Genomic DNA, 19231 nt, shown 5'->3' on the forward strand with positions numbered 1-19231 from the left:
GAGACCATCGTTCCCACCTCAGGCCGGCGGCTCCCCGGCCGAACCGAGCCGGTTCTGGCGTTCGTAATATCGGTGCGCGATCGCGGAGCCGACGAACAACGCTGTGACGAGGGCGGCGAGCCCGAGTTCGGGAAGGGCCGAAAGTGGGAATATCTCGACCCAGGAAAGCACCACTGCCCCAGCACAGATGTTCCCCAGTCCCAGATAATACGTGCTCCACGGAATCTCATCGTGCGGGACGACGTCAAGGTAAACCTCGAGTTCGGAGGCGTCGTCGGTCAGTTCGATGACGCCGGCGGACGAATCGAATTCGACCACGTCGTTTTCGTCCAGCTTCGGCAGGTGCGACTGCCGGAGCGCCGTGTAAACCCGCATCCGTTGTTTGTGCGTTACGGCGTCTCTGTGGACGTCGTTCTCCCAGGCGGCCAGTTGCATCGATAGCTCCCGGAGCGATACCTCACGGTCCTCTCGCATGAGATAGTGCAAGATGTATCGTCGTCGACGACAGCTCAACATGGTGAACGCTACATCCTGCGTCAACCCGTCGGACGATTCGTCGGTACTGTCGATAGAATGCTCACCGACTGTCTCGAGAGTCATTCGTTTTCCCACCGGGACCAACAGGCGTCACTCCCCCATTCGACGCTTTCCCATCCAATATTCTCCCATCCAATACTCCCCCATCCGATTCTGTTTCGATATGTTCCCCTCATTAGACACTCCAGTTCTCCCTGTGAATAGAGTCAAAAATAGTTATACAGACAATTGTCGTCTAGAGACCTATTCTAGAAGACAGTAATAATTCAATTTGATACAGTTAGCAGAATGCTACCGCTGATTCAGCTCGAGAGTGGCTATAACTAGGTCTAATACCCGTTCGGTCGTATTCGATAGTGTTACCTGGATCGCAATTAGTTCCGCATGTGTGCCATTTGAAAATCATATCGCGGCAATGATTTTCGAATTCCGTTGAGGGTGGACAGAGTGCTGTTCGCGTCGTCCGCTCACCGACATCGCCGACGGAGACGAGACGGATCTGAGTAGGAAAAGACTCTGGTTACGCGAGGATAACGTATGGAGTATCTCCTCTGGGTGATCGTTGCCCTCCTCGCGTACGGGCTGATGGCACCGCTGACGAGCGTCGTGACATCGAACGTGCCGCCCGCGGTCGCGCTCTTCCTCTCGACGACGATCTTTCTCTTCCTGACGGCCGTCGTGCTCGTCGCGACGAGGACCGGCCGCCCGGCCGACGCGAAGTGAACGGGTAGTATCCTTACATTCCAGTCACCGCTTCCCAACGCGGTCACCGGTTCGACTGGATTTCGGTCGACTCCTCCTGACGCACTGCTTCCAGTTGTTCCGTCCCTCGGAGGATGAACGGGCCGATGGCGAGCGTTCGCTTCATGACCGTGAGGACGCGGAGCAGATAGGCGAGCAACACGGCGAACGGGGCGAGCGTGGCCACGTAGAGAGCGCTGACGACGAGGTATAGTAGCCACTGAAAGTCATTGTATATCTGATCGACCGACAGCTGTCCGATCAGTGTGTGAATCGTTTCAGTGGCTACTATAGGCGGTACTGACGCCGAATGCCGCGCCGGTGACCTTCGCGGGGTCGAACTCGAGCATCATGTAGCACGCGATCGCTAGCGCCGGCATCGCGCCGTAGAGGACTGCTCGAGAGATATTGATGATCTCCCACTGGACGTAGAGCGTCTTGAAGTGTTCGCGCGCCGGGCCGAAGAACCGCAACGCATCGATCAGGTCGTCAAACGCCGCCGCGGCCTCGGTCGACAGCGACTCGTCGTACTTGTCCCGGAGCGTTCGCGCGGTGAAGATCTTCTAGGAGTAGTTGTAGTTCAGGACCGGAAGCAGCGTTTCGAACGTGTCGAAATCTGCGTTTCGCAGGTCGTCGCTGACCGTCTTGCTGTGTTCGACGAGGCCGTCCGTGAACGCGGCGATCTCTTCGAACTGTGCCGAACCCGCGTCGCCGGTTACCGCGTCGTTGAGGGTTATCGCGCGCGTTTCGGCCGTTTCGATGAGCGTCCGGAGAAATCGGGAGGGCGCGACCGGACTCACGCCGATCCCCGCGGCGTCCTCGACCTCTTCGCGGAACTCGGTCTCGTTCGTCATTCGCTCGCGCTGTTGTCCGAGCGGGCCGATCTCTCCCGCGAGGACGAACTGCGACACCGACAGGACGAGGGTAACGCTCGTGACGGTCGCGATAATAATCGAACTGAACAGCGAGGAGACGCTCCCCGTCGTCACGAACCGCTGTGGAGTCGTCGGGCCGAAGACGTGAAAGACGAGGAGTAGTGTGTATGAACTCGCGAGAATGACGCCGGTGACGAGCCAGCGGTTCGCGCTGATCAGGAACCAGATCTTCACGCGCGTTTCGCCGACGCGTTCGCGCATCGTATCCGCCGGCCGCGAGACGGCGTCCGGATCGCTACTCATGGACCCCCTCGTACACCGACGCGGCGGTTAAAAGGTCAGATACCGACAGTCGGTGATAGTTCGTTGTGCCCCAACGATCGCAACCGGATGGCGGGATCGCGACCAGGATGCCGACCGAGATCACCTTCACCCGACCAGTTCGACCAGCGTCGCCTCGAGCGCTCGCGCCGCCTCGCGGACGTCTGCGACCCGCACGTACTCCCGCGAAGCGTGTGCGACGGCTCCCCCCTCGTCAGCGAGCACGCCGGGGCCGAAGACGACCGTCGGCGCGTCCGCCGCGAAGTACGAGGCCTCCGTCGCCGCGGTAAACGGACGCACCTCGCCGCCGGACGCGCTCGCGAGTGCCTCGACGATTGTTGCGTCGGGAGCGGTGTCCCAGGCCTCAAGGAACGGCGTCGGCCGGTCGGTAAAGCGAAACTCGAGGCCGATATCATCGGGCACGGCGGCCCGCAGGTGTGCCGTCAGTGCTTCGTGAAACTCCGCGGCCGTCTCGGGCGGGACGTTCCGCCGATCGATCGTCAGCGCGCAGTCGGCGGGCACCTGATTGGTCGCCTCGCCGCCCTCGACGACGGTCGGCGTCAGCGTCGCCGCGCCGAGTCGGGGGTGGGCTGGCGGCGCGTCCGCGCGCTCGTCGAAGGTTCGAATCGCCTCGAGGACTGGCTCGAGGGCGGCGACCGCGTTGCTCCCGGTCTCGGGTTCCGCGGCGTGGGCGTTGGCTCCCGAGAGGTGTATCGTCCCCTGGAATCGCCCCTTCGCGGCCGTACAGACGTCGAGGTCGGTGGGTTCGCCGACGATCACCGCGTCCGCGTCTCGAACGGGTGACTCGTCGCCCGACACCAGCGCGTCGGCTCCCGTCGAGAGCACCTCCTCGTCGGGGGTGATCGCGAGCGTGACTCGACTCTCGGTCGGCTCGACCGCGACAAAGGCCGAGAGAATGGCCGCGAGTGGCCCCTTCGCGTCGCAGGAGCCCCGGCCCCGAATCACGTTTGGACCGTCAGCGCCCTCCCCACCGTCGCGCTTGTAGGGGACGTGCGGCGACACCGTATCAATATGCGTGTTCAACACGACGTGTGTCTCGGCGTCGCCCGCCGGGAGTCCGCGACTCGCCAGCACGTTCCCGGCGTCGTCGACGCGGGGCTCGATACCCCGGGCCTCGAGCGTCTCGCAGAGAAAATCGCGCATCGGGCCGACGGCCTCGTGGGAGGGATGCTGGACGGCACCCTCGAGAAACGCGACGGGGTCGAACGCGTCGTCGCCGTCTGGTTCGGCGGCGGAACGACCGTCCGTCACGGCTCGATCGGCGGCTCGACGGCCACCTCGCCGTCGAACTCGTGTTCGACCGGCCCGGCGAGCGTCGGACGCCCGCGGTCGTTGAAACTCACTCGCAGATGGCCGCCCGGCGGGTGAACGTCGACCGGGTCGGCGTCGGTGAGTCCGAGACGACGGGCCACGACCGCGACGGCGACCGCACCAGTGCCACAGGAGTCGGTTTCACCCTCGACGCCGCGCTCGTAGGTTCGCTGGCGGAAGCCACCCGACCCGTCGGGGCTGGCCACGGTGACGTTCGTTCCGTCGGGGAAGACGTCGGCGTGTCGCACCGGCGGCGCGATTTCCTCGAGGTCGACGTCGTCCACATCGTCGACGAAGCTCACGGCGTGGGGGACGCCGGTGTTGACGACCGACACCTCGAGGCCCTCGATCTCCGCGTTGAAGACCGGTTCGTCGGCCACGACCGGGATTTCGCTGGGGTCGAACGTGAGGCCGGTCATTTCGATGACGATGTCCTCGCCGTCGCGATCGGCGCGCAGGGTGCCCGCCTGGGTGTCGATCATCACGCTGTCGGTCCCGGTCCGGTCCATCGTCCACTCTGCGGCACAGCGAGCGCCGTTGCCGCACATCGGTGCCGTCACGCCGTCGGGCTGGAACAGCGTCATCACGACGCGCGGCGGGTTGAACGTCTCTTCGGGAGCGAGAAAGAGGACCCCGTCGGCGCCGACGCCGTCCGTCCGGTCGCACTCGCGCTCGGCGAGGGCACCCCGGTCCGGGACGTGTTCGTCCGCATGGATAATTAGAAAGTCGTTGCCGGTGCCGTGGTACTTCTGGAATGGGATGCTCATCGTGCTCTCGTCAGTCGTTATCGATGTCGCTCGCTCGGCCGTGGTCGTTCTTTCGGTCCGCGCTCGGGGCACTCCGTGCCTCGCGCTCCGCTCGCGTCACGTCGTCGACCGTTTCGCGGCGACGGGCGAGTCGAACGTCGCCGTCCTCGAGGACGATCGACGCGGGCCGGGGTCTGGAGTTGTACTGGTTCGCCATCTCGTAGCCGTAGGCCCCCGCATTGCCGATTGCGAGGATATCCCCACGTTCGCTTACCGGTAGTTCGCGCTCGGCACAGAAAACGTCGCCGCTCTCGCAGATCGGGCCGGCGACGGTCTGCGGGATCCGTTTGCGGTCGTCATCACCAGCTGCCGTCAGGTTCCGAATCGGATGGTACGCGTCGTACATCGCGGGCCGGATCAGGGTTGTCATCCCCGCGTCGACGCCGGCGACAGTCGTCTCGCGGGCGTCCTTGACGGTGTTCACTTCGGTGAGGAGCACGCCCGCATCCGCGACGAAGTAGCGACCGGGCTCGATCGCCAGTTCGGCGTCGATCTCGCCGATCGCGTCTCGAGTGGCGTCCGCGACCGACTCGAGGTCCAGCGGTTCCTCCGCTTCGCGGTACGGAACCCCGAACCCGCCGCCGACGTCGACGAACTCGAGGTCACCGACTGCGTCGGCTCCCTCCCTCGAGAGGTCGCCCATCCGTGCCACGAACTCCTGGTGGGCCTCGAGTTGATCGCTCGAGACGCCGGAACCGACGTGAGCGTGGATCCCCACCACGTCGAAGCCGCGCTCGGCGGCGTCCGCGAGCACGTCGACCGCACGCTCTGCGGGGACGCCGAACTTCGCCGCAGCGCCCGTCCGCACCTTCTCGTGGTGGCCGGCACCGATACCGGGGTTGACCCGCAGACAGAGCCGTCCGTCGTAGCCGCGGTCGGCCAGCCGATCGATCGTGTCCTCGGAGCCCGCGGTGACGGTCAGTTCGGGGTGGTCCGCCCAAGCGTCGACGATCCAATCGAGGTCGCCCGCGGGCGGGTTGACCGCCGTGTAGTGGACCTCCGAGCCCGACGCGCCGGCCTCGAGCGCCCGCTTTACCTCCCCGGCAGAGGCACACTCGAGGCCAGCCCCCGCCTCGCGAAGCGTCGAGAGGACGTCCCCCAGCGCGTTCGCCTTCACCGCGTAGAGGATATCGGCGTCCGGAAAGGCGGCCTCGAGTCGCCGGTAGTTTTCGCGAACTCGCTCGAGGTCGAGAACGTACAGCGGCGAGCCGTACTCCTCGGCGAGCGCGTGCAGTTCGGCCGCGTCCCAGTCGGAGAGGCGGCGGACGGGCAGCGAAGCCACGGCGTCAGTCATTAGCGTGTGCAAGTAACCGCGAGGATTCAAGCGTTTGGGTTGCGCCGAGGAACTCGGCGTGGTCGAGCGAGAGGGCAAGCTTCAGGTTCATGTTCTCGTGTGGGCGCTCGTGTTCGGCTTCGCCGCAGTCGAGAGCCGAACATTCGCTGACTTCAGACGCAGCTACAACTCGACGGCTGATAAGACGATCTCCCCCAGCGGCTTCTATCACCGGTTGACGCCGTCACTCGCAGAGTATCTCCGCGACCTCGTCGAGACCGTGCCAAACCAGTTCGCTGTTCCCGATGCTGTTGACACTGATATCGACCGATTCAGGGGCGTGATGATCGCTGATGGCACGGTGTTGCGGTTGCACGAGTTCCACCTAGAGCAGTTCCAAACCCGCCACGCGGAGCAAGCTGGAGAGAAGTTCCACCTGCTCCACAATGCCACCGACCAGACGATCGAAAGGATCGACGTGACCGACGAGAAAACGCACGACAGCATGTTGTTCAAGACAGGATCATGGCTGTGTGGACGAATCGTTCTGCTCAATCTAGCGTATTTCAAGTACCGCCGTTTCGCGCTGGTTGATGAGAACGGCGGCTACTTCGTGAGTCGGCTGAAAGAGTATGCGAATCCGGTGTTAACGGAGGAGTTACGGGAATGGCGCGGCCGCGTCATTCCCTTGGGCGAGCAGATTCACGATGTGGTCAATGACCTCTCGCGGAAGTACATCGACTTGGAGGTCAAAGCAGAGTTCAAGCGGGGTCAATACGAGGAAACACGGTCGCTGGGCACGAAGCAATTCCGCGTCGTCGGCGTCCGGGATGAGGACGGCGACTACCACCTGTATGTCACAAATCTGCCGAGAGAAGAGTTCTTTCGAGCAGGTCTAGCTACGCTATATCGGTGTCAGTGGGAGGTAGAGACGCTTTTCCGTAAACTGAAGACCCAGTGCGAACTGGACGAGTTCAATATGAGCAATCCTGTTGCTGTGGAAATCTTGCTGTATGCGACATTTCTGTCGCTGTTAGTGAGTCGTGATCTGGTAGAGTTGGGGATCGAGCAGGCTGACGATGAGATCGTATTCTCACCGGAACGCTGGGCGGCGACATTCCGGTCGCACGCCCAGTACATCCTCAACGGACTTGGTGAGTATCTCGGGTACTCGCTACCGCCACTGTTGGAGCGGCTGATCGAAGACGCACAGAAGATCAACCAACAACGACCGATCTTGCAAGAGACGCTCACTTCCGTTATACGACCGAGGTGTGAGTCTTAGCTAAGGACAGATGATCCTTCAGTAGAGACGTTCTTCAATGTCGTGGAGACTGTGACGTGAGCGTTGTTTGAACATATCCCCTTCAAGTTTATCTAGGGGTTCGACGTGTTCGCCCCGGCGAAGACGAGGCGAACACGAGCCACCAGAGATGATGCGTGGCTTCCTCCACTGCTACTACCACGACCAGCGTGTCATGGAATCCCTCTCATACCCTCCACCTAGCGATTACTCAATTTCCAATTCGCGAGCGACTCTATGAACCTCGTCAGTCATGCGTCTAGCTCACTAGCGAGACAATGAATAATGCTCGGGGGGAGTATTATACGGTGTCCTAAAACTCAGATTGAGACTATAAACATTATAATTGTATTTCAATTTACGTGGATTTATGTGCCTCTGAGACGAAGTTTGAAATGTGACAGATTTCCCGGATACGATCACTTGGTCACGGACTGTGTCATCCTCAAAAGTGGGTCGATTCTGTCTCTATCTTCTGGTAGGGCTTTTTGGAGGAGTGGCAGCATTACCGGTACTCTTCTTCTTATTGTCAATAGTTACTTTAATTGGGGTCGGTAATTATCGACTTCTTGCGGTGGTCGTACTGTTTACTTTGATCGGCGGTCCGTTCTCTTTGTTGTATCTCTTACCGTTATTGTTAGATCGCGAACAGCGTCCCTTGTTAGGAGGTGTCTTGGACCGGGCGGGGTATGACCGACTTGGTAAACCACAACTCGCTGCAAGCGCCATATTTGGAGCGTTGATACTCGTTGGGTTATTTCTCGTCCATCCGTTGATTATGGGTATCATATTCATCGGTGGTACATTAGTTTCCACGGTGGGAATGAACATTTCCGCCCCAGAGGGCAAAATCAATACTGATACACAGACATTTCATATTAATGGACAGACCTTCAATCTTGATGGTCTTAAAACTCTATACGTTCATAAATTGGGTGATTTAGCGATTCTCAGACCGTCATTCATCAATGAAACGGTCGTAGTTACATCTCCAGTATTCGTCTCAATTCCATGGGAAGTCTATGAGGAGGCAAAACCGGTATTCAAGAGTAGTATGGAAAGTCAGTCAGAACCATCAAATCCACCGGAACGTGGCGAGCGAATTGCGCTTGGAATTTTTGGCGGAGGCGCACTTTCTGGTGCCATCGGATTGGGATATCTTGGTTTCCAACAGGGAGGGGACGGCGCAGTAGTATTGTACTGGGCCGCTTCACTCGTCGGCCTGTTCGGCCTTGTCTTCCTTGTGCTCGCATTTCGTACCCCATAAGATGAATTTCTTCTCCCCAACACGATTAGAATTGTCTGCATAAATCGCCTATAACCATGAAATAAAACGTCAGATGACACCTGACACCTTCGGTAATTCCTCAATCGTAGTCTCCAGGATATAACCGACGACCGATTGACCGACGTACTCACTAGTATCCAGACACTGCTTCCAACTGCCCCTCAACTCCATCTAAGTTAGGCCGCGAGAGTAGAACCCTTCTCAGGGAAAACATTGTCTCTGGTGATATCCTCATCCGTGAACGTCGCCTGTCTGCGATTCCCTCTTTTCCACACGGTTCGCCGGTAATGTCGGCGTCGTCCATCAACAACACTCGGCGCTCAGTATATCACAATCCATTCTTCTGCTCGGTCTTTTTGCGGCCTTGTAACCGATCCTTTGTTGAATCCAGCAACGCGTCAATGGTCCCCGAAACTGCTCTGTTGAAGAGTTGCTGTATCATGGTTACAGAGGCCCACACAGCGATTCTATATTGATGAGGCGAACATCAGGGCAATTTCACGGAACTGACGATACCAGCCCAGCGCTCGCTCCGCAACGCCGAACAAGCGCTTTGTTGTTGATACTGTCGGCTAAATAATCTTTAGGATAGAGCATGACTGAGAGGCGAAGAGAACTTCAACAGCGACACGACGATCCGATTACTTGATGCACTCCAGACCGAATTTGGCGAGAAAACCTGTGTTGTCTTGGATAACGCGTCATATTTTACGGCTAACGCAGTGCAGGAATTCGTCGAAGACACACCAATCGAACTGTGTTACCTTCCGCGGGGTTCAGCTCCGGTGAACCCCGCGGAAGAGTGTTGGCGACGCCTCGATCAGGCTCTTGGAAACCGTCTCTTCGACACATTAGATGAACTTCGTGAGGCTGCACTCACTGCGCTTGATGACATCGAGCCGCCGAATGTGTTCACGTACTTATGTCCTTGAGTATGAGTACGTAGTTTCGGCCACCCAGTGCTGAGAGTACTGTCGGTATTGACGTCAGCTGCCTGAAGATGGGGCGCCCTTCTCGATTTCTCCGGTCGTCAGTCTTCACCATTATTCAATCTCATAACTTATTTGTATACTAACTTTTAACTAGAAAATTGCACTCTATGATTGATAACAACATCAACCGTAGAAGTACTTTGAAGATAGTATCATCGTCAGCAATCGGTTTAACTGGATTTGCAGGTACTGCACTGGGTAGCTCTTCCAGCAATAACGAACTAGAGAAGAAAACGTATTCAGTGAGCCAACAAAAAGTTGCTCAAAGCTTGCGCACACGCGCCGCTCGAACTGCACTATTCTTGTTGAACTCACCCCAAGTGAACCGCCAACAGGCAAAAGGAACGAAAATTCTTCTGGATGGTGACCTACTGAGTCGGTCAGTTCAGATTCCCACTGAAGTAGGGAAACTCACCGTAGTTTACCACAACGGTTCGGTCGAGATTGCTGTTTATGATCTCGAAAGAGCTGAGGTAAGCCCTTACCAGCGCAAGTCAATCAGTGGTGCTGTGGGATGGCCTGAAGAGACGACGGCACACTTAAGGGTCAGTCCCAAGGGTGAAGCGAACTTCAACCGGGAGCCATCCAGAATTGAGAAGCGGAAATTAAACACCGCTATCTCATCAAAGGCTGAGCTCCCGGAAGATGCCCTATATACAGCGACCACCAAACCCGGAAGCCACTCTGAACGAGGCGAATACACCGTGAGAACCCGAGGAACCACCTACATCGTGGATTCCGAATTTAACAATGTCCGAACCGTCGGTGTCCAAACCCCCGTAACCGCGATGGGATCGTGCGGGGGAGGGAATATGTTCGCATGTCTATATGACGTGAAGGAAGCCGCTGGGTATTGTTCGCTCGGAGTTGCGGTATGCGCAGGGTCGAATGTCGGAGCGCCCGCTTGTATCCTCGCACTTATGCATACCTGCCTGCCTCATACCGCACTCGCGGCTATTTCAGGGTCTTGTGCGACAGTAGCTGACTGCGCTGGACTTACCTAAACACTCGGTACTTCCCAACCGACGTGAAACGTGGATCTAAAATATCGATCTGTCTTATAAAACTCTAATAGAATGGATATCTTGGTTCTCAGCAATTTCTCTATCCGATATACCGAAATTTACATGACGTTCCTGCTTTAACTCCGCAACATCTCAAATATTATAACTACTAGTTTCCCAGAGAATTTGGCTATCGGAACTGAGTAAAAGAAATAGGCCCTGAAAAACCGCTACGTCGCCGACCTGCTTATTCGCGCAGCGCGTCCTCGCGTTCGGTCGCCTCGAGCGTTTCCGTCTCGATATCGGTCGCGACGACGGCAGGCTTGTACGCCCCGCCCTCGAAGAGGTCGTGGTCGCTGATCGAGGACTCGACGAAGCGGGTGAACGCGCGCCGGTCGGCGGGCAGTTCGCCGTAGAGTATCTCCTCCTCGACGAGGTCGTAGACCGGGATGCGCGGCGTCAGGAGCGTGTTCTCGCCGACGACGCTGTTCTCGCCGACGACGAACCCGCTCGTGACGCGACAGCCAGCGCCCAGCGAAACGTTGTCCTCGACGATGACCGGCGCGCCCTCGACGGGCTCGAGGACGCCCCCAATAAGGGTGTTCGCACCGAGTTTGACGTTGTCGCCAATCTGGGCACAGGAGCCGACCGTATCGCAGGAGTCGACGAGCGTGCCGTCGCCGACGCGGGCGCCGATGTTGACGAACGCGGGACTCATCAGGATGCAGTCCGAGCCGATGTTCGCGCCGCGGCGGACGACCGTTCCGTCGGGCGTGTTGCGGCTTCCGCGGTCGCCGTACTCGCTCGAGTCCGCGAGCGGCAGGACGTCGTTGTACGTGGTTCCGCCGTGGTCGTACTGTCCGATCGAGCGGAGGCCGAAGTTGAGCAGGATCCCCTGCTTGACCCACTCGTTTGCCTCCCAGGAGCCCCCCTGCTTCTCGGCGGCGCGGATCTCGCCGGACTCGAGGGCGTCGAGGAAGGCCTCGAGGGTGGCATATTCGTCTTCGCCGGCGGATTCGGCGTCGATCTCGTCGTTTTGCTTGCGCTCCCACAGCTCGTCGATTTCGGTCTCGAGTGCGCTCATTCCGTAATCACGTCCGCGAAATCGTACCACCCCGCCTTTTGTCCAGCGATCCAGACCGCCGCGTCGACCGCGCCGGCCGCGAACACGCCGCGATCCTCGGCGCGATGTGTGAGTCGAACTTCCTCGTGGTTGCCCGCAATGACGATTTCGTGCTCGCCCGTGATATCGCCGGCGCGGAGCGCGTGAACGCCGATCTCGGCATCCTCACGAGGTGCCTCTCCCTCGCGGCCGTGCGTGCGCTCGGTGAAGTCCCCGTTGGCTTCGATCTCCTCGAGCAGCCGGTTCGCGGTGCCACTCGGCGCGTCGCGCTTGTCGTTGTGATGGGTCTCGACGAGTTCCACGTCGTAGCCGGGCAGGTTCCGGACCGCCTGACCGACGACGTTGACCAGCGCCTGCACGCCGCGGGCGAAGTTCGGCGCGTGGAGGATGGCGATATCCTCGCTCGCCGCCTCGAGCGCCTCGTACTCCTCGTCGTCGAACCCGGTCGTGCCGGTGACGAACGCGACGCCCGCGTCGGCGCATGTCGTGGCGTAGCCAGCGGCCGACTCGGGGCCGGTGAAGTCGATCACGGCGGTCGGTTCGCGCTCGGCGACGAGCGAGTCGAACTCGGCCGCGGACTCGATGGTGATCCCCTCGACGGTCGCGTCGCCTCCGGGCTCCCGATTGACGGCGAAGACGATCTCGCAGTCCGCTCGACCGGCCGCAGCGGCGATCACTTCCCGGCCCATGCGGCCCGTCGCGCCGGTGATGCCGAGCCTGACCGTCATCGATCACCCTCCGCCGCGTCCGCCACTTCGGTCGATTCCCGCTCGAGGTCGGCCAGCACGGTCTCGAGATCCTCGCGGTACTCGTCGGCCAGCCGGGAGAGCGGCGAGCGCATGCGGGCCGGGCCGTAGCCGCGGATCTGCATGGCCTCCTTGACGGGAATCGGATTGGTCTCGACGAAGAGTCCGCGGAACAGCGGGCCGAGTTCGTGGTGGAGGTTCCGTGCGCGGGCGTAGTCGCCGTCCAGCGCCGCGCCGACCATCGCGCAGGTCCGCTCGGGTTCGATGTTCGCGGCGACGCTGATCGTTCCCGTCCCGCCGACGGAGATGGTCGGCAGGGTGAGCGCGTCGTCGCCCGAGAGCACGGCAAAGTCCTCGTCAGTTGTTCGTTCGGTGATCTCGCCGATCTGGCCGAGGTCGCCGCTTGCGGCCTTGTAGCCCGCGATGTTCTCGTGGCTCGCGAGTTCGACGGCCGTGTCGGGTTCGATGTTTCGGCCCGTCCGCGAGGGGACGTTGTAGACGATCTGGGGCAGGTCGACGGCGTCCGCGATCGTCCGGAAGTGCTCGACCAGCCCGCGCTGTTCGGGCTTGTTGTAGTACGGCGAGATGAGCAACAGGCCGTCCGCGCCCGCGTCGGCGGCGCGTTCGGAGAGTTCGAGGGCCTCGCGCGTGTTGTTCGAGCCGGTGCCCGCGATGACCGGCACGTCGTCGACGGCCTCGATGACCGCCTCGACGACGCGGACGTGCTCGTCGTGAGTCAGGGTCGCCGACTCTCCCGTAGAGCCGACGGGGACGAGCCCGTCGACGCCCGCGGCCTCGAGGCGCTGGGCGTCGGCCTGCAGTGTTTCGAAGTCAATTCGCCGGTCTTCGTCGAAGGGCGTGCACATCGCCGGAAAGACGCCCGAAAGGTCGATAGCTGAACTCATGTGTTGACTGTGGTGTCGGTGGATCGTGTGTCGGCCCCCGATCGGTAGGGTGTATCGGTTCCGATCGGTGGCGATCTGTGGTCAGTTGCGTGCGGTCGGCCGTGCGGTCGAATCGTACCCGGGACGGGATGCCACGCCCGCCGCGAGCACACTCACGCACGTTTACGTTTGAGAAAACGAGGGGGGACGCCGCTCATGACGGAACCGACAGTCGGGTGAGCGACGCGGCGCATATCTGATGCGTGGATCTGAACCAACTTATCCGTTGTGTCTTTGACCGAACACCGTGCTATTCAATACCAGACATGCAATTTCGCGTAATTTATCCCTGAGCGTTACTTACCATCCCCCATGACAGATTTCGGACTGAAAGTGCGAATGGCGATCGTCGGCTCGATCCTGTTCGCGTTCTACATGCTCGTCGGCGGCTTCGGGCTGCTCTGGCTCGGCACCGGCGCGTGGCCGTTAGTCCTCGTTGGACTGCTCGTGCTACCGGTTATTCAGTACAAGATCGGGACGTGGTCGGCGACCAGAAAGGCCGAACCGATGCCCGAAGACGGCCAGTATCAGGAGATCCATCAGATGACCGACTCCCTCTGCCGAGATATGGGTATCAAAAAACCCAAACTGATGGTCATGGACATGGGCGTCCCCAACGCCTTCGCGACCGGTCGGAAGGGCAAGGGCGTCGTCGTCGTTTCGACGGAACTCATCCGGCTCCTCCAGCGCGACGAACTCGAGGGTGTAATCGCCCACGAGCTCGCTCACATCAAAAACCGCGACGTCCTCGCGATGGTGGTGGGGAGTTCCATCGCGATGATGGTCGGCTGGGTCGCCTACATGGTCTACATCATGAGTAGCGAGCGCGGCATCGGCGGGATCATCGTCGGCATGGTCATCTCGAACATCGCACAGATGCTCGTCATGGTCTTCGTCCTCGCCATCTCGCGCTACCGCGAGTTCGTCGCCGACGAGGACGCCCGTCAGTATATCGGCAGCGGTGACCCGCTCGCCCGTGCCCTCGAGAAGATATCGAGCGGTGCGCAGGGCCGCGAGTCTCAGGTCGACGATAGCATGAGCGCGCTGTGTATCTTCAACTCGGAGAAAGGCCTCCTGCAGACGCTGTTCGCGACCCACCCACCGACGGAAAAGCGCATTCAGAAGCTCCGAAGCTGAGACCGCCAACGGTCACAACGCGAGCAGAGCGAACGCTGCGATTTTTTATGGTCGCGCGCGACATGCTAGAATATGACGGAAATTCATCCGGGGCAGCGCGTCGCCGTTCTCGTCGACGCCCAGAACCTCTACCATACCGCACAGAGTCTCCACAGCCGGAATATCGACTACTCCGCGCTGCTCGAGAAGGCCGTTCAGGACCGCCAGCTCACGCGTGCCATCTCCTACGTCATCCGCGCGGACTCGCCCGAAGAGGAGAGTTTCTTCGACGCGCTGGTCGATATCGGCTTCGAGCCGAAGATCAAGGACATCAAGACGTTCTCCGACGGGACGAAAAAAGCGGACTGGGACGTCGGGATGAGCCTCGACGCGGTGACGCTCGCCAACCACGTCGACACCATCGTCCTCTGTACGGGCGACGGCGACTTCTCGCGGCTCTGTTCGCACCTGCGACACGAGGGCGTCCGCGTCGAGGTGATGGCCTTTGAATCCTCGACGGCCGAGGAACTCATGGCCGCGGCCGATTCGTTCCTTGACCTCGGCGACCGCCACGAGACGTTTCTCCTCTGAGGCGTCGACGAACCCGACCGAAGTCGGCTCGAGCTCCCTGAAGCGGGAGACCGGTCTCACCGTCTCTCAGTGACTGCTGCCCGGAATCGGTGGACGGCTCTCGGTTCCCGACGGCTGTTCGGATGGAAGCGACCCTAGTTCGGCTGCCGGCTCTGCCAGAGTCCGATCAACAGCGCGTACCCCGTGACGAGCAGCGTCGCACCGGTAACGAGGTACGTAAGCGGCCCGGAAACGAGTGCGACCGGCCCGATCAGTGTCAGGGCCCCGATGACGAGCAGCGTCACCCCGAGACCGATTTGCGTGACGTCCATGCGATACCGATAGTAATAAATCGACCATTATAACATTCCTCATCTCGTTCCAATTCGTTTTCTAACCAATTGGGACATTCGCCGCGAGCAGCTGTCGGCTCACCCGGCGGACGCGGTGTCGGATTCGGCCTCGAGTACCATCGCAACGCCGGCAGGTCGAAGGGCTTTCGACGCACCGGGTCGAACGCCGGTCAATGAGCGAGCCAGCAGACGGGCGCGCGGGCCTCCCGGAACTCCGGACCGTCGGCGACTACCAGTTCGGCCGGGGTGCAGGTGCAGCCCTGTTCCCATCCGAGGAATCGCTGACGATCAAACGCACCACCTCGGGGCGGCCACAGCAGGTCCACGCCGAGGCGGGCCGGATCGTCTCCTTCGGCACCGATGGCCGATTCACCCTCGGACTCGAGGGCGGTCGCCGACTCGACGCTGCGCTCGCACACCCCGCGTATCGCGTCGTCATCGACGACGAGAGCGAGCCGTTCGTCCGCGACGAGAAGAACGTCTTCGCGAAGTTCGTGCTCGAGGTCGGCGACGAGATCCGCCCGGGCGACGAGGTGCTGATCGTCCACGAGCGTGGCGAGTTGATCGCCGTGGGGACGGCGCGTCTCGACGCCGCGGCGATCCGGGACTTCGAGACGGGGATGGCGGTGAACGTGCGTGAAGGTGCGCCAGCGGAGACGTGACGGAGGGTCGTTCGAGGACCCGGAGGACCGTTTGAGGACCGCGAGCGGGCCGTCGAACTCCTCGAACACGACGCCCGGTCGTGCGTCGATGCGGATCGAAAACGTCGATCGGCGGTCCGGGAGTTTGAATGGACTATTAGATGTGGGTGTGCATAGTGCACATGAATGCTACAGCAGCCAGATCTGAGCGGCCAGGCCGCGTTTATCACGGGAACGACGCGAGGCATCGGGAAACAACTCGCACTCGAGCTCGCCGAACGGGGCTGTGACATCGTCTCGACGGGAAAGACCGTCGACGATTCGGACTCCGACCTCGAGGGGACGATTCACAGGACGGCCGAGGAGTGCGCCGAAAAGGGCGTCGACACGCACGCGATTCAGTTAAACGTCCGCGACGAGGACGCGGTCGAGGCGGCCATCGCGGAGGCGATCGACGAGATGGGCGAGATCAACATCGTCATCAACAACGCCTCGGCCATCCAGATCGGGGACGTCGAGGGGATTCCGGCCGACCGGTACGACCTCCTGAACGAGGTCAACGTGCGCGGGACCTATCTCGTCTCGCGGGGATTCATCGATCACCTCCGTGGCGTCGACGAGGACGCCTGGATCCTGACGAACGCGCCGCCGGTCGAGATCGATCGCGCGCCGGGAGCGGCGGCCTACTCCTGGTCGAAGATGGGGATGTCCTTCGTCACGCTGTCGCTGGCCCAGGAACTGGCGGCCGACGATGTCGGCTGTAACACCTTCTGGCCGGTAACTGCGATCGATACGCGCGCGACCCGCTACTTCGAGATGGGGACCGAAGACGACTGGCGCACGCCGGAAATCGTCTCGGACACCGTCCTGGAGATCCTCAACCGCGACCCGGGCGAGTTCACCGGCAATCACGTCTACGACGAGGAGTTCCTCCGCGAGGCCGGCGTCGAGGACTTCTCCGAGTACAATCTCACCGAGGGAGATCCCGAACCGACCTCGGCACAGCTCTTCGACCCGGACTACTCGCGCTCGAGCGAGACGTAAGGATTCCTCATCACCCCGTCCTCGCCACCCGGCGCTCGAACGAACGACAAAGTAAAAGGGAACCCGCGGCGACGTGTCGAGTATGTTTGGAGGAGGCGGCGGCGGACTCAATCCGCGCAAGATGGAACAGATGATGGAGCAGATGGGGATCGACGTCGAGGACATCGACGCCGAGGAGGTCATCATCCGCACCGACGAGTACGACCTCGTCTTCGACGACGCCGAGGTCACGAAGATGGATGCTCGCGGCCAGGAGACCTATCAGGTCATCGGCTCGCCCGAGGAGGTCGAGGCTGGGTCCGCCGGCGGAAGCACCGGGAGCGCCGATGCCGGAAGCGACGCCGAACCGTCGATTCCGGACGACGACGTCGAACTCGTCGCCACGCAAGCCGGCGTCGGCGAGGACGAGGCTCGCGAGGCCCTCGAGGACAACGACGGTGACCTCGCCGCAGCGGTCGCCTCCCTCGAGTGACTCGAGTGAGCGGCGACGAGAACGCGGACGACGGGACCGATACCGAGACGGAGGCCGACGCGGGGGCCGAGGGCGGCGACGACCGCGTCCCGGTGTTGCTCGTCCGTGACGACCGCGAATATCTCGTGAAACCCGGCGGAGAACAGGGGACCGACCTCGGCGTGCTCGAGGTCCCCGAGGACGTGCAGTCGGGCGACACCATCGAGACGCATCTGGGCGACGAGTTTCATGTCCGCCAACTGCGGGGCCCGGATCTCTTTCACCAGTTCGAGCGGACGGGCGCGCCGATGGTTCCCCGCGATATCGGCCTCGTGATGGGCGAGACGGGGATCGCCCGCGGTGATCGGGTTCTCGACGCCGGTACCGGAACCGGTGTGCTCGCGGCCATGATGGCCCGCGCCGGCGCGTCGGTTGTGACCTACGAACGCGACGCCGAGTTCGCCGATGTCGCCCGCGAGAACATGGCGCTGGGCGGCGTCGAGGACGCGGTCGACGTCCGAACCGGTGACGTGCTCGAGCACCTCGACGACCTCGAGTCGTCGTCGTTCGACGTGTGCACGCTCGATACGGGCGACGCGCCCGCGATGGTCGAGCACGCGCCGGACCTGCTCGTCGACGGCGGGTTCCTCGCGGTCTACAGCCCGTTCATCGAGTCGACGCGAGCGGTTTCGGAGACGGCTCGAGAGGTCGGCCTCTCCGATGTCACCACTCGAGAGACGATCCAGCGCGAGATGCAGTTCGACGAGCGGGGTTCGCGGCCGTCGACCGCCCCCGTGGGCCACACGGGATATCTGACGATCGCGCGCAACGAATAGCGCGGTTTCAGGATCACACGTCAGTCTTCTCGCGGATTTTCCGTATCCCCGGAAGTAGTACTTCATGGAGTGCTATAGAGATAGAGAGGGCTAAAACGGCCATCTGAAGGAGGGAAAGATCCATCAGAGTAGAGTCCACATGAACGAGTATTAGTGCGATAATTGGCATCACCAGTAGGAATACTATTCTATCAGAGTTCGACTCGCCCTCACTAGACATATTTCGTACAACATTTTCCAACAGCAAAGAATGTTGTCACTGGAACTGTATTTCGAGGAGGCCTCGTGGCTTCCGTCGTCGATCACGTGAAATGAGTAGTGAGTCGCGACCGTTTTTTGTAGTCGAGTTGAGTGGATTCAGAGACCAGTACCAGCGAGCGGTGGCCGAGAGCGGGCTCCGAGCATCGCGAGGTGCCCGCGATCCGGGGGAGGGCAGGCTGTCACCCAACTATTGACCGCGAGCGAGGCCGGAGGCCGAGCGAGCGGGCCGACGACCGACCCAACGGGGAGGGAGGAGTGCTTTTCATCGAAGTTTTGCCGAGGGCGCGGCGAAGCCGCGCCCGCAGCGCAAAAGTTCGGTTCTAGTTGTCGTCCTCGCGCCACTTGTGCTCACATTCAGTACAGATAAAGAAGCGCGTCTCGGACTCGTCGGCCGATCGGATCTGTTGCATGTACCAGAGGGCGCGGTCGTTGTTACACTCGGGACAGACGGCGTTCGTCTCGGGCAGGGATGTCTCGCCGGAGGACTCGATGACTTCGCTGGCTTCCTGATCGTCGGTGACGGTGTACTCGGACGCGTCGCCTTTCGGTTTCGTAAAGCCGCAGCTGCCACACTCCCAGAGCCCGTCGTCGGCTTTCATCATCGAACCGCAGTCGTCGCAAAATTCCATCGTTGTCCGGGCTACGGAGGTGGAGCGACTTAAGGGGCCTGTTTC

23 protein-coding genes and 2 pseudogenes are annotated in these 19231 nt (G+C 60.9%); 10 read left to right on the forward strand and 15 right to left on the reverse strand.

Annotated elements, in window-relative coordinates:
- Nucleotides 1-18 precede the first annotated feature (18 nt).
- Nucleotides 19-600, reverse strand: coding sequence for a hypothetical protein (locus tag ACEWFR_RS23165; protein WP_374063258.1), 582 nt, complete (start codon nucleotides 598-600; stop codon nucleotides 19-21).
- A gap of 474 nt (nucleotides 601-1074) precedes the next feature.
- On the opposite strand from ACEWFR_RS23165, the gene ACEWFR_RS23170 reads away from it, so the two are divergent.
- Nucleotides 1075-1260: a hypothetical protein gene (locus tag ACEWFR_RS23170; protein WP_374063259.1), complete on the forward strand. Its 186-nt coding sequence runs from the start codon at nucleotides 1075-1077 to the stop codon at nucleotides 1258-1260.
- A 43-nt stretch (nucleotides 1261-1303) separates the two neighbouring features.
- Here the strand turns inward: ACEWFR_RS23170 and ACEWFR_RS23175 are convergent, their stop codons facing one another.
- From ACEWFR_RS23175 to lysA, 6 genes are all read right to left on the reverse strand, one after another.
- Complete coding sequence (locus ACEWFR_RS23175; protein WP_374063260.1) at nucleotides 1304-1465, reverse strand: hypothetical protein; 162 nt, start codon at nucleotides 1463-1465, stop codon at nucleotides 1304-1306.
- A 91-nt stretch (nucleotides 1466-1556) separates the two neighbouring features.
- Nucleotides 1557-1751, reverse strand: a complete 195-nt coding sequence (locus tag ACEWFR_RS23180) for a hypothetical protein (RefSeq protein ID WP_374063261.1) — start codon at nucleotides 1749-1751, stop codon at nucleotides 1557-1559.
- Between the two features lie 90 nt (nucleotides 1752-1841).
- Nucleotides 1842-2456, reverse strand: coding sequence for a hypothetical protein (locus ACEWFR_RS23185; protein ID WP_374063262.1), 615 nt, complete (start codon nucleotides 2454-2456; stop codon nucleotides 1842-1844).
- Nucleotides 2457-2582: 126 nt separating this feature from the next.
- Entirely contained in the window at nucleotides 2583-3746 is a 1164-nt protein-coding gene (locus tag ACEWFR_RS23190) for a M20 family metallopeptidase (protein ID WP_374063263.1), read from the reverse strand.
- The gene (gene dapF, locus ACEWFR_RS23195) at nucleotides 3743-4573 is read right to left on the reverse strand and encodes a diaminopimelate epimerase (protein WP_374063264.1); all 831 of its coding nucleotides are present in this window, start codon (nucleotides 4571-4573) and stop codon (nucleotides 3743-3745) included. The genes ACEWFR_RS23190 and dapF overlap by 4 nt, the downstream gene beginning before the upstream one ends.
- A 10-nt stretch (nucleotides 4574-4583) precedes the next feature.
- On the reverse strand, nucleotides 4584-5906 hold the full coding sequence (lysA, locus tag ACEWFR_RS23200) for a diaminopimelate decarboxylase (protein WP_374063265.1): 1323 nt from the start codon (nucleotides 5904-5906) through the stop codon (nucleotides 4584-4586).
- A 34-nt stretch (nucleotides 5907-5940) separates the two neighbouring features.
- On the opposite strand from lysA, the gene ACEWFR_RS23205 reads away from it, so the two are divergent.
- Entirely contained in the window at nucleotides 5941-7170 is a 1230-nt protein-coding gene (locus tag ACEWFR_RS23205; RefSeq protein WP_374063266.1) for an IS4 family transposase, read from the forward strand.
- 415 nt (nucleotides 7171-7585) lie between these two features.
- Nucleotides 7586-8455: a hypothetical protein gene (locus ACEWFR_RS23210; protein WP_374063267.1), complete on the forward strand. Its 870-nt coding sequence runs from the start codon at nucleotides 7586-7588 to the stop codon at nucleotides 8453-8455.
- Nucleotides 8456-8606: 151 nt separating this feature from the next.
- Here ACEWFR_RS23210 and ACEWFR_RS23215 read toward each other — a convergent pair whose 3' ends face one another.
- A complete protein-coding gene (locus tag ACEWFR_RS23215; RefSeq protein ID WP_374063268.1) occupies nucleotides 8607-8780 on the reverse strand; it encodes a hypothetical protein in 174 nt (57 codons plus the stop codon).
- Between the two features lie 140 nt (nucleotides 8781-8920).
- A pseudogene (locus ACEWFR_RS23220) lies at nucleotides 8921-9039 on the reverse strand (IS5/IS1182 family transposase); the annotation flags it as partial.
- Between the two features lie 45 nt (nucleotides 9040-9084).
- On the opposite strand from ACEWFR_RS23220, the pseudogene ACEWFR_RS23225 reads away from it, so the two are divergent.
- Nucleotides 9085-9408 (forward strand): annotated as a pseudogene (locus ACEWFR_RS23225) (transposase); the annotation flags it as partial.
- 1311 nt (nucleotides 9409-10719) lie between these two features.
- On the opposite strand, the gene ACEWFR_RS23230 reads toward ACEWFR_RS23225, so the two are convergent.
- Genes ACEWFR_RS23230 through dapA form a run of 3 tightly spaced genes read right to left on the reverse strand, consistent with a single transcriptional unit; the run spans nucleotide 10720 to nucleotide 13246 of the window.
- On the reverse strand, nucleotides 10720-11556 hold the full coding sequence (locus tag ACEWFR_RS23230; protein ID WP_374063269.1) for a 2,3,4,5-tetrahydropyridine-2,6-dicarboxylate N-succinyltransferase: 837 nt from the start codon (nucleotides 11554-11556) through the stop codon (nucleotides 10720-10722).
- Entirely contained in the window at nucleotides 11553-12323 is a 771-nt protein-coding gene (gene dapB, locus ACEWFR_RS23235; RefSeq protein ID WP_374063270.1) for a 4-hydroxy-tetrahydrodipicolinate reductase, read from the reverse strand. The genes ACEWFR_RS23230 and dapB overlap by 4 nt, the downstream gene beginning before the upstream one ends.
- Nucleotides 12320-13246, reverse strand: a complete 927-nt coding sequence (gene dapA / locus ACEWFR_RS23240) for a 4-hydroxy-tetrahydrodipicolinate synthase (protein WP_374063271.1) — start codon at nucleotides 13244-13246, stop codon at nucleotides 12320-12322. Before dapA ends, dapB begins: the two co-directional genes overlap by 4 nt.
- A 351-nt stretch (nucleotides 13247-13597) precedes the next feature.
- Between dapA and ACEWFR_RS23245 the strand changes: the two genes are divergently transcribed.
- Both ACEWFR_RS23245 and ACEWFR_RS23250 read left to right on the forward strand, forming a co-directional pair.
- Complete coding sequence (locus ACEWFR_RS23245; protein WP_374063272.1) at nucleotides 13598-14422, forward strand: M48 family metallopeptidase; 825 nt, start codon at nucleotides 13598-13600, stop codon at nucleotides 14420-14422.
- A gap of 72 nt (nucleotides 14423-14494) precedes the next feature.
- Entirely contained in the window at nucleotides 14495-14992 is a 498-nt protein-coding gene (locus ACEWFR_RS23250) for an NYN domain-containing protein (protein ID WP_098724493.1), read from the forward strand.
- A gap of 134 nt (nucleotides 14993-15126) precedes the next feature.
- On the opposite strand, the gene ACEWFR_RS23255 is transcribed toward ACEWFR_RS23250, so the two are convergent.
- Entirely contained in the window at nucleotides 15127-15303 is a 177-nt protein-coding gene (locus ACEWFR_RS23255; RefSeq protein WP_374063273.1) for a hypothetical protein, read from the reverse strand.
- A gap of 194 nt (nucleotides 15304-15497) precedes the next feature.
- Between ACEWFR_RS23255 and ACEWFR_RS23260 the strand changes: the two genes are divergently transcribed.
- The 4 genes from ACEWFR_RS23260 (at nucleotide 15498) to ACEWFR_RS23275 (ending at nucleotide 18296) form a co-directional block, all read left to right on the forward strand.
- The gene (locus ACEWFR_RS23260; protein WP_374063274.1) at nucleotides 15498-15986 is read left to right on the forward strand and encodes a PUA domain-containing protein; all 489 of its coding nucleotides are present in this window, start codon (nucleotides 15498-15500) and stop codon (nucleotides 15984-15986) included.
- A 165-nt stretch (nucleotides 15987-16151) separates the two neighbouring features.
- Entirely contained in the window at nucleotides 16152-17009 is an 858-nt protein-coding gene (locus tag ACEWFR_RS23265; RefSeq protein WP_374063275.1) for an SDR family oxidoreductase, read from the forward strand.
- Nucleotides 17010-17091: 82 nt separating this feature from the next.
- Entirely contained in the window at nucleotides 17092-17481 is a 390-nt protein-coding gene (locus ACEWFR_RS23270) for a nascent polypeptide-associated complex protein (protein WP_374063276.1), read from the forward strand.
- A 5-nt stretch (nucleotides 17482-17486) separates the two neighbouring features.
- Nucleotides 17487-18296 (forward strand): methyltransferase domain-containing protein, encoded by an 810-nt coding sequence (locus tag ACEWFR_RS23275; protein ID WP_374063277.1) that lies wholly within the window; start codon nucleotides 17487-17489, stop codon nucleotides 18294-18296.
- A 13-nt stretch (nucleotides 18297-18309) separates the two neighbouring features.
- Here the strand turns inward: ACEWFR_RS23275 and ACEWFR_RS23280 are convergent, their stop codons facing one another.
- Entirely contained in the window at nucleotides 18310-18516 is a 207-nt protein-coding gene (locus ACEWFR_RS23280; RefSeq protein ID WP_374063278.1) for a hypothetical protein, read from the reverse strand.
- Nucleotides 18517-18877: 361 nt separating this feature from the next.
- The gene (locus tag ACEWFR_RS23285; RefSeq protein WP_374063279.1) at nucleotides 18878-19186 is read right to left on the reverse strand and encodes a transcription factor S; all 309 of its coding nucleotides are present in this window, start codon (nucleotides 19184-19186) and stop codon (nucleotides 18878-18880) included.
- Nucleotides 19187-19231 lie beyond the last annotated feature (45 nt).

It is taken from the genome of Natrinema sp. H-ect4 (assembly GCF_041894845.1).
Lineage (GTDB): Archaea > Halobacteriota > Halobacteria > Halobacteriales > Natrialbaceae > Natrinema.